The organism is Bradyrhizobium sp. USDA 3397, from assembly GCF_054060965.1.
In genome coordinates this window covers 7,990,649-8,005,621 of record NZ_JBSSDS010000001.1, presented here as the reverse complement: position 1 = coordinate 8,005,621, position 14,973 = coordinate 7,990,649, and the positions used below count along the sequence as shown (strand labels likewise).

The window sequence follows — 14,973 nt, the reverse complement described above, 5'->3', positions numbered from 1 at the left end:
TCTCAAAAAGAGAACCAGCAGCTGGCTCATTTGTTCATGATATGTTCTAATATAAAGCTAACGGCGCCGGCAGAGTCAATCGAATTGGCGCATCCAAAGATTCATGAGCGGAATCAAAGAGATTCAAACATGGACGTACAACGCAAGCTGGAGATTCTGGCGGATGCCGCCAAATACGACGCATCCTGCGCTTCCAGCGGCACCGAGAAGCGGGATTCCAGCGACGGCAAGGGCATGGGCTCGACCGCCCCAAGCATGGGCATCTGCCATTCCTACGCGCCGGACGGACGCTGCATCTCCCTGCTCAAGGTGCTGCTGACCAACGCCTGCAATTACGATTGCCTTTATTGCGTCAACCGCGCCTCCTCGAACGTCCCACGCGCCCGCTTCACCATCGACGAATTGGTCAAGCTCACGCTCGACTTCTACCGGCGCAATTACATCGAGGGCCTATTCCTCTCCTCCGGCATCATCCGCAGCCCTGATTACACGATGGAGCAAGTGGTGAACGTCGCGCGAAAACTGCGCGAGGAGCATCACTTCCGCGGCTACATCCACCTGAAGACCATTCCCGAGGCCGACGACGCGCTGATCGCCGAGGCCGGCAAGTATGCCGACCGCCTTTCGATCAACATCGAGATGCCTGAAGAGACGAGCCTGCAGCAATTCGCGCCGGAGAAGGACGTGCGCGCGATCCGCCGCACCATGGGCCGGCTGCGGCTGAAGCTGGACGAGGCCGAGGACAGCCGCAGCGCGAAGACAAAGGCCAAACCGCAGCGCTTCGCGCCCGCCGGACAAAGTACGCAGATGATCGTCGGCGCAGATAGCGCCTCCGATCACACCATTCTCCACACCAGCGCCAATCTCTACGGCGCCTACCGGCTGCGGCGCGTCTATTACTCCGCCTTCAGCCCGATCCCCGACGCGAGCCATGCTTTGCCTCTGATACAGCCGCCGCTGCTGCGCGAGCACCGGCTCTACCAGGCCGACTGGCTGATGCGGTTCTACGGCTTCGACGTCGGTGAGATCGTCGACGACAGCGCGATGCTGCCGCTCGACATCGATCCCAAGCTCGCCTGGGCGCTGCGCCACCGCGACCGCTTCCCGCTCGACGTCAACCGCGCCAGCCGCGAGGAGCTGCTGCGGGTGCCGGGCTTCGGCACCAGGACGGTCGAACGCATCCTCGCGACGCGGCGCACCACCACGATCCGCCTCGCCGACCTCGCGCGGCTGCATGTGCCCCGCAACAAGGCACTGCCGTTCATCGTCCTCAGCGATCACCGTCCCGCACCGCATCGTCTCGATGCTGCCGGGCTGATCGAACGGTTCAAGCCGAAAGCAACGCAACTGGGATTTGGCTTCTGATGCAGTACATCATGCTCGACACCGAAACCGATTTCGACGGCTGGCGCAAAGCCGCGCGTAGCCTCGTGCTCCATCACGTGCCGCCCGGCGAGGCCACCTGGACCGTGCAGGGCCGTGAAGCCGAGCTGTTCGCGCCGCAAGCGCCGTCTCCGATCCTCGAGGTGAACGACGGCACGTTCACCGTCTCGGCAAAATTCGTCGAGCTTGCCAAGGCGGCGATCCTGCATCGCGACAACGAGCGCTTTGCGATCCTGTATCGCCTGCTGTTCCGGCTGAAGGACAATCACGATCTCATCGAGGTCGCGACCGACCCCGATGTCGCGCTTGTCACGGCCATGGCGAAAGCGGTCTATCGCGACGAGCACAAGATGCATGCCTTCGTGCGCTTCCGCGAGATCGGCAGGGAACGCCAGGCGCACTACGTCGCCTGGTTCGAGCCGGAGCATCACGTCGTCGAGCTCGCCGCGCCGTTCTTCGCCAAGCGCTTTGCCGACATGCCCTGGTCGATCCTGACGCCGGACCTCTGCGCGCATTGGGACGGCCATGCGCTCTCCTTCACGCCGGGCGTCAGCAAGAGCGAGGCGCCGGGCGAAGACCGGCTGGAGGAAACCTGGCGGCGCTACTATGCCAGCATCTTCAATCCGGCCCGGCTCAAGGTGAAGGCGATGCAGGCCGAGATGCCGAAGAAATATTGGAGGAACCTGCCCGAGGCCTCGATCATTAAGCCCTTGATCGAAGACGCCGAGCGCATGACCGGCGCCATGATCGCCAATGCCGCAACCGATCCGCACAAGCCTCAGAAGCGGCCGGAGGCTCCGATGAGACGCAAGCCAGCTGCCGACGATCTCGAAACGCTCCGCGAGGAGGCCGCGCATTGCCGCGCCTGCCATCTCTACAAGGACGCGACACAGACCGTGTTCGGCGAAGGGCCGAAGAATGCCAACATCATGCTGGTCGGCGAGCAGCCCGGCGACAAGGAAGACCTCGCCGGCCATCCCTTCGTCGGCCCGGCCGGGCAAATGCTCGATCGCGCGCTGGAGGAGGCCGGCGTCGACCGCAAGAAGGTCTATGTCACCAACGCGGTGAAACACTTCAAATTCGTGCCGCGCGGAAAGATTCGCCTGCACCAGAAGCCGAACACACCCGAGATCCGGGCGTGCCGGCAATGGTATGAGCGGGAAGTTTCGACAATCCAACCGGATCTCATCGTGGCGATGGGCGCCACCGCCGCGCAAAGCGTGTTCGGCAAGATCACCCCTATCGGGAAGAACCGCGGCCGGTTGATCGAGCTTCCCGAAGGCCGCAAGGCGCTGGTGACCGTGCACCCGTCCTATCTGCTGCGACTGCCTGATCCCGAAGCCAAGGTTCTGGAATATCGGCGCTTCGTCGAAGATCTGAAGATCGCCGCCGGCCTGCAGAAGAAGGCCGCACGGGCTGCGTGAATACAGCGGGAAATGGCTTCACGCCGTTGTTGACGATCCGATCTCTCAAATAGACAAGGGCCCGTGGAATGCACGGGCCCTTTCATCTGTGCTTCGGACCCGGTCCTACGACGCCGCGAGCTGCTCCTCGACCAGCTTCACCCAATAGGACGTGCCGTAGACGATCGCCTCGTCGTTGAAATTGTAGGCGGGGTGATGCAGGCCGGCGCTGTCGCCGTTGCCGCAGAAGATGAAGGCCCCGGGCCGCGCTTCCAGCATGTAGGCGAAATCCTCGCCGCCCATCAGCGGCGCCATCTCGTGGACATGGGCCTCGCCCGCGACCTGCGTGGCGATGCGCCGTGCCACTTCGGTTTCCGCCGCATGATTGTTCACGACCGGATAATTGCGCTTGTAGTGCAGGTCGATCTTGGCGCCGGTGATCTGCGCCATGCCCGCCACGACTTCATGCACGCGCTTCTCGACCAGCTTGCGCACCTCAGGCGACAGTGTGCGGATGGTGCCTCTCAGGGTCGCGGTCTGCGGAATGACGTTGCGGGCATTGCCGGCGTGGAATTCGCAAATCGATACGACCGCCGATTCCAGGGGATCGACGCTGCGCGAGACGATCGACTGCAGTGCGGTGATCACCTGCGCGCCGACCAGCACGGAATCGACGCATTTGTGCGGACGCGCGGCATGGCCGCCAACGCCCTCGATCATGATGTCGACCTCGTCGGTCGCCGCCATGATGGGGCCTGGCCTGATCGCGAACGAGCCGACCGGGATGCCCGGGCCGTTGTGCATGCCATAGACCTGCTCGATGCCGAACCGCTCCATCAGGCCATCCTTGACCATGGCCGCGCCGCCGGCGCCACCCTCCTCGGCGGGCTGGAAGATCACCACGGCATCGCCGGCGAAATTGCGCGTCTCGGCGAGATAGCGGGCCGCCCCGAGCAGCATCGCGGTGTGGCCGTCATGGCCGCAGGCGTGCATCTTGCCGGGGATCTTGGAGGCGTAAGGCAGATTGGTCTGCTCCTCGACCGGCAGCGCGTCCATGTCGGCACGCATGCCGATCACCTTGAGCCCCTCGCCGGTGGGCTTGTTGCCCTTGATCACGCCGACGACGCCGGTCTGGCCGAGACCGGTCACGACTTCGTCGCAGCCGAACTCCCGCAACCGGTCAGCAACGAATGCTGCGGTGCGGTGGACATCGTACAGCAGCTCGGGGTGCTGATGGATGTCCCGCCGCCAGGCCTGGATATCGGGTTGAAGGTCGGCGACGCGGTTCACGATGGGCATGGAAGGTCTCGAGCTGTTGGAAATACAGGATTGTCTACCATGCAAGCGTCGGTCCACCCAACCGCCGGCAATCGGGGTCTAGCCCTGTTCACTTGGCATGGCCGGGCTTGTCCCGGTCGGCTGCGTCTGCCTATTAAACGGAAAGCAAAGAGAATCCGGGTGGACGCAGAATGCCGAGGCGGCTTGAAGGTGAGTTTGACTACATCGTCGTCGGAGCCGGCACCGCGGGCTGCATCGTTGCCAACCGGCTGTCGGCTGCCCCAGGCAACCGCGTTCTCATTCTTGAAGCCGGTGGCGACGACAACTGGATCTGGTTCCATATCCCGGTCGGCTATCTCTTCGCCATCGGCAATCCGCGTTCGGACTGGATGTTCAAAACCGAGGCCGAGCCCGGCCTGAACGGCCGCTCGCTGGCGTATCCGCGCGGCAAGGTGATCGGCGGCTGCTCGGCAATCAACGCCATGATCTCGATGCGCGGACAGGCTGCCGACTACGATCATTGGCGCCAGCTTGGCCTGACCGGCTGGGGCTATGACGACGTGCTGCCGTTGTTCAAGAAGCTCGAAGACCACTTCCTCGGCGCCAGCGAGCATCACGGCGCCGGCGGCGGCTGGCGCATCGAGGCACCGCGGCTCTCATGGGCCATTCTCGACGCGGTCGGTGACGCCGCCGAGGAGATGGGCATCAAACGCATCCCGGATTTCAACACCGGCGACAATGAAGGCACCAGCTATTTCCACGTCAACCAGAAGCGCGGCCGGCGCTGGTCCTCGGCGCGCGGCTTCCTCAAGCCGGCCTTGAGGCGCCCCAATCTGCGGCTCGAGAAGCACGTGCTGGTCGACCGCCTCATCATCGAGCAGGGCCGCGCCGTCGGCGTGCGCTTCATCCAGAACGGCGAGATCATCGAGGCGCGCGCAAAGCGCGAGGTGGTGCTCTCGGGAGGCTCGATCGGCTCGGTGCAGGTGCTGCATCGCTCCGGCATTGGGCCGGCCGACTGGCTGTCGCCGCTCGGCATCGACATCGTCATGGACAAGCCCGGCGTCGGGCGCAATCTGCAGGATCACCTGCAGCAGCGCGCGATCTACAAGGTCGAGGGCGCGCGCACGCTGAACGAGACCTATTACAATCTGTTGCGCCGCGGCCTGATGGGGCTCGACTACGCTTTCCGCCGCCGCGGCCCGCTGACCATGGCGCCGTCGCAGCTCGGCATCTTCACGCGCTCCGATGCGACGCGCGCCCGCGCCAACATCCAATTCCACGTGCAGCCGCTCTCGCTCGACAAGTTCGGCGATCCCCTGCACCGTTTCCCTGCGATCACGGTGAGCGCGTGCAATCTGCAGCCGACCTCGCGCGGCACTGTGCGGTTGCGCGCGACAACGCCTGACGAGAAGCCGATCATCGCGCCAAATTACCTGTCGACCGACGACGACCGCCAAGTCGCCGCCGACGCTATTCGCACCACACGGCGCCTGATGCAGCAGAAAGCGCTGGCCAAATATCGCCCCAGTGAATATCTGCCCGGCCCCTCCGTCGGCGACGACGATGCCTCCCTCGCGAAAGCCGCCGGCGACATCGGCACCACCATCTTCCATCCCGTCGGCACCGCGAAGATGGGCACGGCGAACGATCCAATGGCGGTGGTGGACGAGCGGTTGCGCTTCTACGGCCTCGACGGCCTGCGCATCGTCGATGCCTCGATCATGCCGACGATCACCTCGGGCAACACCAATACGCCGACCGCGATGATCGCTGAGAAGGGCGCCACGATGATCCTGGAGGATGCGAAGTAGCATCCCATCGCTCATGATCGATCCGTACCGTTTCTCAATCGGTCCCGCCGACGCAGAGATCGCCATGCTGCAATGGGGCGAGAGCGGTAAGCCGCCTGCCCTGCTCGTACACGGCACCGGTTTCGTCGCCGACGTCTGGCACGAGGTCGCGCGCGAGCTCGCATCGACCTACACCGTCTATGCCCTCGACCGCCGCGGTCATGGTGCAAGCCACAAGCCTGGCGCCTATCACTTCCTTGATTACGCCGACGACATCTGCCGTTGGTCGATACGCTCGATCTCCGCGACATCTACGGAATCGGCCACAGCGCGGGTGCGACCGATCTCCTTCTCGCGGCGAAACTCCTGCCCGGTCGCTTCGCGCGCCTGTTCGTGATGGAGCCGACCGTCATGGACCCGCGCGCGGCGCGCTCCGGCGGATTGAGCGAGGAATCGCTCGCCCGCGTGCAGGGCACGCTGCGCCGACGCGCCGAGTTCGACAGTCCCGACGCCGTGTTCGAACGTTACCGCGCAGCACCGGCGTTTGCGGATTGGACCGAAACCTCGCTACGGGCGTATGTGCGCCACGGCTTCGCGCCCCTGGATGACGGCCGTATCCGGCTCTGCTGCACGCCGGAAATCGAAGCCGCGATCTTGCTCCCCATCTACGAGGCGATGGAGCAGGTCTACATTGGGGATGCCCGCGGCAATCCGTTTGCCTCGCTCACCAAGCTCGAGTGTCCGGTGCGCGTCACGACAGCGGCGAAGTCGGGTCCAATCTACAAGGAGATGGCGAGACGCGCTGTGTCGCTGATCTCGGGCGTGACCACGCGGGTTTTCGAGAATGCCGGCCACTGCGTCGCGCAGGAAGTGCCGGAGCACGTGGTGGAAGCCGTGCGCGAGTTTGCCGGGTAAGTTTCGGCCGCGGACGAGGCGGCCTGAGCGATCGTCTCTAGGCCGACCGTCGCACCGCGTTGTCCACCAGCGTCTTACCGAGCGACCAGATCGCACCGGGGACCTTGTGGCTACCGGCGATGACGTCGTCGAAGGCGCGCTCGATCCAGGCGCAGTCTTCCTCGGTGATGGTGAGCGGCGGCAAGAGCTTGATGGTGTGGCTGCCGTGGCCAGCGACTTGCGTCAGGATCTTGTGATCCTTGAACAGCGGCACGGTGATGAGCTGGCAGAACAGGCCCTTGTTGGCGGTCTCCAGCACGTTCCAGGAGGCCCGCAGGCGCAACGATTTCGGCGGGCCGAATTCGATGCCGATCATCAGGCCCTTGCCGCGGACTTCCTTGAGCAGCTCGTAGCCCGGCACCATGCGCGTCAGCGCGAGGCGCAGCTCGGCACCGCGCTTGGCGGCTGCATCGATCAGCTTCTCCGATTCCATGACGTCGAGCGTGGCGATGCCCGCGGCCATCGCGAGGTCGTTCTTGGAGAAGGTGGAGCCGTGCACCACCGCGCGGTCCATCTGGTTGAAGATCTTGTCGAAGATGCTCTTGCGCGTCAGCACGGCGCCGACCGGCACGTGGCCGCCCGACAGCGACTTCGACAGCAGCACCATGTCGGGCTCGACGTTCCAATGCTCGACCGCCAGGAAGCGGCCAGTGCGGCCCATGCCGGTCTGGATCTCGTCGGCGACGAACAGCGTGCCGTATTTCTTGCAGAGTGCGGCCGCGCCGGGCAGGAACTCGTCGCTGGGCATGTTGACGCCCTTGCCCTGGATCGGCTCGACGACGAAGGCGGCGACCTCGCGCGAGGCCAGCGCCTTTTCCAGCGCGGCCAGGTCGTTGAACGGGATCGCGGTGCAGCCCGGCAGCAGCGGCTCGAAGCCGGTACGGAAATTCGAATCGCCGGTCAGCGACAGCGCGCCGTAGGTCAGCCCGTGGTAGCCGTGGGCGCAATAGACGATGCCGGGACGCCCCGTCGCGCCGCGCGCGAACTTGATCGCGGCCTCGACGCATTCCGCGCCGGAATTGGCGAAGAACGCCTTGTCGAGATAGGGAACGTATTTCAGGAGGCGCTCGGCCAGCACACCGGCGAGCGTCGAGACGTCGAATTGGACGAGGTTGGGCAGGTCGGCATCGAGCACGCTCTTGAGCGCCTCGCGCATGACGGGATGGTTGCGCCCGATCGCGAACACGCCGAAGCCGGACAACAGGTCGAGATAGCGCGCACCCTCGCGGTCGTAGAGATACTGCCCATGCCCCTTCTGAAAGCCGACATCGTAGCCGATGGTCTTGAGAACCCGGACGAACTGCTCGTTCAGATACCGGTTATGCAGGGTGCTGCGCTGGGCCTGACGGTCCGCGAATAGCTGAGACATGTCTGGATTTGGGCTGTGCATCCGCTACATACTTCGGTTGAGGGCCGTCTCGTCAACTGAAAACGGACCGTTGCTGAAAACGGTCTGTGCGGCCTTTTGCCCTTTTTCGGACCATCTTCGCAAGCACAGCTTTAGACCATGTTGCACTGCCAAGGAACACACATGCGTTTGGCCCTTTACACCGGACTAATACTGGCTGGCGGTTACGCCGGCCCGACGCCCGCGCTCGCCGCGGATCCGACCGGCGACTGGCGGGTCGCCGACGGCGTTGCCAACATTCGCGTCGCCCAATGCTATGGCAGCATGTGGGGCGCGGTTTCCTGGGAAAAACAGCCCGGCGGACGCGACCAGAACAATCCGGACGCCTCGAAAAAGAACAGGCCGACGCTCGGCATGGCAACCCTGATCGACATGAAGAAGAAGCCCGGCGTCGATCAGTGGGAAGGACAGGTCTACAACGCCAACGACGGCCAGCTCTACAGCGCGACCATCACGCCGGCCGGTCCCGACCAGCTCGAGATCAAGGGCTGCGTCATGGGCTTCCTCTGCGGCGGCGAAACCTGGACCCGGGTCGGCCCGCCGATCCCTTCGAGCCCTGCCAACGCCATGGCCAAGGGCGCAGCGAAATCCAGCGGCACTGCGCCGAAGCCCCAAGGGGGGCAAGCGGGGCAAGGGGCCCAAGCAGCCCAAGCCGGGAGCGGCACCACCACGCCTGCACCTGCTGCTCCCAAGGCCGCCGGCGCAGCCAAGCCCGGTCAGAAGGGCGCCGCCGACCCGGTCGGCGACATCTGCCTACTCCCTGAGATTGCGGGGTTTGCCCATTAGGGCCGGCTGGAACAGCAGCACGGCGGCGAGCGTCGTCACCAGCGAGAGCGCCAGCAGCTTGCCCATGCTGGACGTGCCGGGATGGCTCGACAGCCACAGGCTGCCGAACGCGGTCGCCGTGGTCAGCGCGCTGAAGAAGATCGCGCGCGTCAGGCTGGTCTGGAGCAGGTTCGTCCTGCCCGAGCGCCAGGCCACGACATAGTAGATCTTGAACGCCACGCCAACACCGAGCAGCAGCGGGAGCGCGACGATGTTGGCGAAGTTCAGCGGCAGTCCGATCAACACGCAGATCTCGAGCGTCACCACGCCGGCAACCAGAAGCGGCACCAGCGTCATCAGCACGTCGACGAAGCGACGGAGCGTGATCCACAACAGGAGCCCGATCACCAGCAGCGCATAGATGCCGGCGTGGATGAACGCCTTCACGACGGTATCGCCGGATTTCAGGATCGAGACCGGCCCGCCGATCGCAGTCGGCTCGGCCTGGAGCACCGCTGCCGCAAATCTGCGCAGCGTATCGTTGTCGTTGGGATCGCCCTTGGGCAGCGCCTCGACACGGATGATGCCGTCCTTGCTCTTCCAGGCGCTGACGAGCTCGGGCGGCAATGAGTTCAGTGTGACGGGCCCGGCCTGCATCGCGTTGCGGAGCTGATCGAACACGATCTTCAATGGCGTGACGAACACGTCCTGCGCCTTGTTGCGTGTGGCCTCGTCGGCACTGGCGAGCTTTTCGAGCGCGCCGGCGAGACGGCGTGAGGCGACAGCGCCAGGGCCCTTCGCGTCGCCCGCCGTCCGGCGCAGATTGTCGACCGAAGATTTCAGCGATTCGACATTCTCCTGGTCCGTCGGCGCCGCATCGATCTGATCGGGGTTGAGGGCGGGATTCAGCACCTTGGCGCCCTGCGCGATGAGCTTCAGCTTCGGCGGCTGGTCCTGCGGCACGAAGCTGTCGAGCGACATCACCCTGAGCACCTCAGGCACCTTTTCCAGCTTCGCCTCGACCTGCTTCGCCTGCTCTTCCGACGTCGTCATCACGTTGACGGCATTGGCCCCGGTGTTCGGATCCTTGCGCAGATCGAGGAAGGTCGCGATCGACTCGGCGTGCGGATTGCGCAGGTTCATCGGGTTGAAGTCGAACTTCATGAAGTAGAGCAGCGGCAGGCCGCCGAGCGCGAGCAGCAGCGTGCCGCCGACGATCAGCACCCGATGCTTTTCGAGGAAGTGGTCGAGCGGCGCCAGGAAGGCGTAGCCGACGGGCTCCGGCTCGCCGGGCGGGTTCAGAAGCTTGAGCAGCGCCGGCAGCACGGTGATCGACGAGATGAACGCCACTAGCATGCCGACGCCGGCGATCTGGCCGAGCTCTGCGATGCCCTTGTAGTCGGTCGGCATGAAGCAGAGGAAGCCCGCGGCCGTCGCCATCGCCGCCAGCGACAGCGGCACCGCCGAGCGCTTGGCTGCCAGCACCAGCGCGCCGGCGAGATCGTCGTGCTTGTAGCGCTCCGAGCGGTAGCGGACGCTGTACTGGATGCCGAAATCGACTCCAAGGCCGACGAACAGCACCGCGAACGCAATTGACAGCAGGTTGAACGATCCGACCATCATCAGGCCGGCTGCTGTCGTGATCGCCAGGCCGACGAACAGATTGACGAACACCGCGAAGATGATCTTCGACGAATGCAGCGCGAGCCATAGGATGACCAGCACGACGAGAATCGTGCCGACGGCGTTGACGACAGCGCCCTCCTGAACGGTCGCGTATTCCTCGTTGGCGATCGGCACCGGGCCGGTCAGCCGCACCCGCGCTTGGTATTTGCCAGCAAAATCCAGATCCGCCGCCGCTTTCCGGATCGCGTCGGTCGCATCCTTGCCGGGCTCCAGCGCGTTGTAGTCGAGAATCGGCTTGAACTCGATGAAGGTGCGCTTGTCGGAATCCTTGAGCGGCTCGTCGCTGACGAGTTCGCGCCAGGAGAAGCTGGCGTTGCCCTTGTTGAGCACGGTCTCGACTGTCTGCGCGATCAGGTTGAAGGGCCGCTCGGTGCTGTCGAGCTTGACCTGGCCCCGCTTGACGCCGGCAAGGCCGGTCTCCAGCGCCCCGGTCAGGCCGCGGATCGAGGGATCGCCGGCCATGATCTCGATCAGCGGCGCGGCGGCTTCGAACTGGCCGGTGATCTTGCCGACCTCCTCGGTCGGCAGGAACAACAGGCCGTTCCGCTCGAAGAACGCGCCGCTGCCGAGCTGCTGCATCGAGTGGAAGTTGGTCCTGTCGTCCTTCAGCTTGGCATAGAGCGCGTCTGCCGCGGCGCTCGCCATTTCCGGCGTCCTGGCCTCGACCACAGCGAGGATCATTTCGTTCTGATCGAACGCCTTGTCGAATTGCTGGTCACGCTGCCGCCAGTCCAGATTCTGGGCAATCAGCGAGTTGATATCGGTGTTGATGGCGAAGTGGCGCGCAGCGTAATAGCCCGCCCCCACCGACAGCAGGAGCCCGAGAACGACGACGAGGGAGGCAAACCGGGTGCAGGCCCTGACGATGGCAACGACGACGCTTTGCAGCACTTCTTTTCTTTCTGCGGTTAACAGCTTGCCGGAAACGCCCGCTGTTTATCGGAGTTCCCGGCCGAAACCTATTGCTGTTTTGGGTGGTTCTCGCCGCCAGAAGGTTCGAGGTAAACGGCGGGAGACCGTGGCAAAATCATGCGGGGCGGCCGGTATAGCCAGGGAGTTGAGGCGGGAACGTGACGAAGGACTATGCAGGAATGTCGCGCACGTAGGCACACCACAATCCCTACTAAAATACCTCGGACGCCTCCCTCAGCGGTTCCACCTTCCCCTACCGCCGATTTTTTGACACAAAGTATTGCGCCTCCATGCGCCGGAGCCGTCCACAGGGGTGGGTGGCTACCGCAGGCGCGAACCAATGGTGCGGATATTGCAACTCATTGGTCAGTATCGGAGTGCCGCTTGGGGACTGCAAAGAGCGGATTGGTGCAACTTGCGTGATGGGCGTCCAATGGAAGTTTATCTGGCGCAACCGCGCGGCTTCTGCGCGGGGGTGGTGCGAGCAATCGAAATCGTGGAGCGGGCGCTGGAGAAGTACGGCCCGCCCGTCTACGTGCGCCATGAGATCGTGCACAACAAATACGTCGTCGAGAGCCTGAAGGCCAAAGGCGCCATCTTCGTCGAGGAACTCTCCGAGGTACCGCCGAAGGCGGTGACGGTGTTCAGCGCCCATGGCGTCGCCCGTAGCGTCGAGGAAGAGGCCGCCGCGCGCGACCTTCCGGTGCTCAATGCCACCTGCCCGCTGGTCACGAAAGTTCACAATCAGGGGAAGCGCTACATCGGCAAGGGCCGCACCCTGATCCTGATCGGCCATGCCGGCCATCCCGAGGTCGAGGGCACGATGGGCCAGGTCCCGGGGCCGGTGCAGCTCGTCCAGAGCGTTGAAGAGGTTAAGGCGCTGACCCTGCCGGCGGATACGCCAGTGGCCTACATCACCCAGACCACCCTGTCGGTCGACGACACCAAGGACATCATCGCGGCCCTTCAGGCCCGCTTTACAGACATTCAAGGTCCGGATATCCGGGATATCTGCTATGCGACACAGAACCGCCAATCTGCGGTAAGGGACTTGAGCAAGCTGGTCGACGTGATCTTGGTGGTGGGCGCTGCCAACAGCTCGAACTCGAACCGGCTCCGCGAAATCGGCACTGAGGCCGGCGTCGCGAGTTATTTGATTGCCGACGGCAGCGAGCTCAATCCGGAGTGGTTGAAGGATGCCAGGACCGTCGGCGTCACGGCCGGCGCTTCGGCGCCCGAGGTACTCGTGGATGACGTGATCGAAGCGATGCGGCGGATCGGACCGGTAAAGGTCTCGGTGTTGCCGGGCCGCGAGGAAAACATCGAATTCCGGCTTCCGGCCCAACTGGCCGCGAGCTGACCCACCCGAATTAAAAAGCCCAGAAAGAAACCTGTAATGGCCATCCCGTTCTTCAAGGAAATGCGTATCGGCGGCTATTTGCTCAAGCAGAAACTGCTTGGCCGCAAGCGCTATCCGCTCGTGCTGATGCTGGAGCCGCTATTCCGCTGCAACCTCGCCTGCGTCGGCTGCGGCAAGATCGATTATCCCGATGCGATCCTCAACCGCCGCATGACGGCGCAGGAGTGCTGGGACGCCGCCGACGAGTGCGGCGCGCCGATGGTCGCCATTCCCGGCGGCGAGCCGCTGATTCACAAGGAGATCGGCGAGATCGTGCGCGGCCTCGTTGAGCGCAAGAAGTTCGTCTCGCTCTGCACCAACGCGCTGCTGCTGGAGAAGAAGCTCGATCTGTTCGAGCCCTCGCCCTATCTGTTCTTCTCGGTGCATCTCGACGGCCTGCGCGACCACCACGACAAGGCCGTGTCGCAGAAGGGCGTGTTCGACCGCGCGGTGTCGGCGATCAAGGCGGCCAAGGCGCGCGGCTTCACCGTCAACGTCAACGCCACCATCTTCGACGGCCACCCGGCCGAGGAGATCGCCAAATTCCTCGACCTCACCACCGAGCTCGGCGTCGGCGTCTCGATGTCCCCGGGCTACGCCTACGAGCGCGCGCCGGACCAGGAGCACTTCCTCAACCGCACCAAGACCAAAAAGCTGTTCCGCGACGTCTTTGCGATGGGCAAGGGCAAGAAGTGGAATTTCATGCATTCCGGACTGTTCCTGGACTTCCTCGCCGGCAACCAGGAATACGAATGCACCCCATGGGGCATGCCCGCGCGCAACATCTTTGGCTGGCAGAAGCCCTGCTACCTGCTCGGTGAAGGCTACGCGAAAACCTTCAAGGAGCTGATGGAGACCACCGACTGGGATTCCTACGGCACCGGCAAGTACGAGAAGTGCGCCGACTGCATGGCCCATTGCGGCTACGAGCCCACGGCCGCGACCGCAGCGCTCAACAATCCGCTGAAGGCGATGTGGGTGGCGCTGCGCGGCGTGCGGACGAGCGGCCCGATGGCGCCGGAGATCGACCTCTCCAAGCAGCGCCCGGCGCAGTACATCTTCTCCGAGCAGGTCCAGAAGAAGCTCTCGGAGATCCGCAAGGACGAAGCTGCGGCTGCGCAGGCGAAAGCAGCGCAGAAGGCGTCGACGGCGGCGTAAAGCGCAGAGCCCGCAGCCCGGATGGAGCGCAAGCGAAGTCCGGGATGGTCTCTCCAAGGCCCCGGATTACGCTTCGCTCCATCCGAGCGACGAACGTCGAAACAAAAAGGCCCGGACGCCGATGGCAACCGGGCCTTTTTTTGCTTGTTCGCCGCGAGCGCCCAAGGAGACCTGAGTCGATCCGCGGGCTGCGTTCCCTTCCCTCCTCGGTTGGCCGGCTCGGGGCGCCCCTTCTGCAAAAAATGAAAAACAACCCCATGCACAGTAGAACCACGGCACCCCTGTCGCGATCTTCGCGACCATCACGGCTTTGCCGATCACGCCGACGGGGCGCTTCTCGCCTTTACGTCAGTCGGCATTGGAGCTAGCCCCTTTCACCTTGCCAACAGCCGTCATCCAGTCTTCCCACATTGCTGGATCGCTCGGAAATTTGTCGGTCAAGGTGGACCTTGAAAGGCCGCCGAGAAGCATGGCTATGTCGTCAGAATGCATTCCGTCACGACGCCAATAGGCGTCAAGGAACTCCACCATGGCATCATATGCTTGCAACTCATCAAGATGCAGAACGGGGGTAATTTGGCGATCCATAGTGCCAAGCCTATAGGAGGCGGCGTCGGAATGCGACAGGTGCGTCAACGTAAGACGCACCAGCGTCATCCAGCCGATTGGGCGGACGATCTGTCAGATGATGACCGCGATTACGGAGAGCGGTGATCGGCAAGAGATGGGTTTTGCAAGGGCTCAGCCCAACCTACCGGGCTGCTACCGTCACTAAAATAAAAAGGCCCGGACGCCAATGGCGACCGGGCCCTTTCTTTATACTCAGATCGAAGCCCC

General features: G+C 63.9%; 10 protein-coding genes and 1 pseudogene. 7 read left to right on the top strand and 4 right to left on the bottom strand.

Annotated features, from left to right (window positions below; genetic code table 11):
• Positions 1–129: 129 nt before the first annotated feature.
• Positions 130–1,365, top strand: coding sequence for a putative DNA modification/repair radical SAM protein (locus ACVWYQ_RS37180; protein ID WP_271545268.1), 1,236 nt, complete (start codon positions 130–132; stop codon positions 1,363–1,365).
• Complete coding sequence (locus ACVWYQ_RS37175) at positions 1,365–2,807, top strand: UdgX family uracil-DNA binding protein (RefSeq protein WP_404542433.1); 1,443 nt, start codon at positions 1,365–1,367, stop codon at positions 2,805–2,807. Before ACVWYQ_RS37180 ends, ACVWYQ_RS37175 begins: the two co-directional genes overlap by 1 nt.
• 105 nt (positions 2,808–2,912) lie before the next feature.
• Here the strand turns inward: ACVWYQ_RS37175 and ACVWYQ_RS37170 are convergent, their stop codons facing one another.
• Complete coding sequence (locus ACVWYQ_RS37170) at positions 2,913–4,085, bottom strand: M20 aminoacylase family protein (protein ID WP_036023104.1); 1,173 nt, start codon at positions 4,083–4,085, stop codon at positions 2,913–2,915.
• Between the two features lie 170 nt (positions 4,086–4,255).
• Here ACVWYQ_RS37170 and ACVWYQ_RS37165 point away from each other — a divergent pair, with 170 nt between their 5' ends.
• Together ACVWYQ_RS37165 and ACVWYQ_RS37160 are read left to right on the top strand one after the other, a co-directional pair.
• Positions 4,256–5,875 (top strand): GMC family oxidoreductase, encoded by a 1,620-nt coding sequence (locus ACVWYQ_RS37165; RefSeq protein WP_404542436.1) that lies wholly within the window; start codon positions 4,256–4,258, stop codon positions 5,873–5,875.
• 13 nt (positions 5,876–5,888) lie between these two features.
• Positions 5,889–6,769: pseudogene (locus tag ACVWYQ_RS37160) on the top strand (alpha/beta fold hydrolase).
• A gap of 37 nt (positions 6,770–6,806) precedes the next feature.
• Here ACVWYQ_RS37160 and hpnO read toward each other — a convergent pair.
• The gene (hpnO, locus tag ACVWYQ_RS37155; RefSeq protein ID WP_404542439.1) at positions 6,807–8,198 is read right to left on the bottom strand and encodes an aminobacteriohopanetriol synthase HpnO; all 1,392 of its coding nucleotides are present in this window, start codon (positions 8,196–8,198) and stop codon (positions 6,807–6,809) included.
• A 141-nt stretch (positions 8,199–8,339) separates the two neighbouring features.
• Between hpnO and ACVWYQ_RS37150 the strand changes: the two genes are divergently transcribed.
• Positions 8,340–9,002, top strand: a complete 663-nt coding sequence (locus tag ACVWYQ_RS37150; RefSeq protein ID WP_404542441.1) for a DUF2147 domain-containing protein — start codon at positions 8,340–8,342, stop codon at positions 9,000–9,002.
• Here ACVWYQ_RS37150 and hpnN read toward each other — a convergent pair.
• Positions 8,970–11,558 carry a hopanoid transporter HpnN gene (hpnN, locus tag ACVWYQ_RS37145; protein WP_404542442.1) on the bottom strand — a complete coding sequence of 863 codons (2,589 nt, stop codon included), beginning with the start codon at positions 11,556–11,558 and terminating at the stop codon, positions 8,970–8,972. The genes ACVWYQ_RS37150 and hpnN overlap by 33 nt on opposite strands.
• A 454-nt stretch (positions 11,559–12,012) precedes the next feature.
• Between hpnN and ispH the strand changes: the two genes are divergently transcribed.
• Both ispH and hpnH read left to right on the top strand, forming a co-directional pair.
• Positions 12,013–12,939, top strand: coding sequence for a 4-hydroxy-3-methylbut-2-enyl diphosphate reductase (gene ispH / locus ACVWYQ_RS37140; RefSeq protein ID WP_157281381.1), 927 nt, complete (start codon positions 12,013–12,015; stop codon positions 12,937–12,939).
• 36 nt (positions 12,940–12,975) lie between these two features.
• Positions 12,976–14,136 (top strand): adenosyl-hopene transferase HpnH, encoded by a 1,161-nt coding sequence (gene hpnH / locus ACVWYQ_RS37135; RefSeq protein WP_128262668.1) that lies wholly within the window; start codon positions 12,976–12,978, stop codon positions 14,134–14,136.
• Between the two features lie 348 nt (positions 14,137–14,484).
• On the opposite strand, the gene ACVWYQ_RS37130 is transcribed toward hpnH, so the two are convergent.
• Positions 14,485–14,793 carry a hypothetical protein gene (locus tag ACVWYQ_RS37130; RefSeq protein ID WP_404542446.1) on the bottom strand — a complete coding sequence of 103 codons (309 nt, stop codon included), beginning with the start codon at positions 14,791–14,793 and terminating at the stop codon, positions 14,485–14,487.
• Positions 14,794–14,973: the final 180 nt, after the last annotated feature.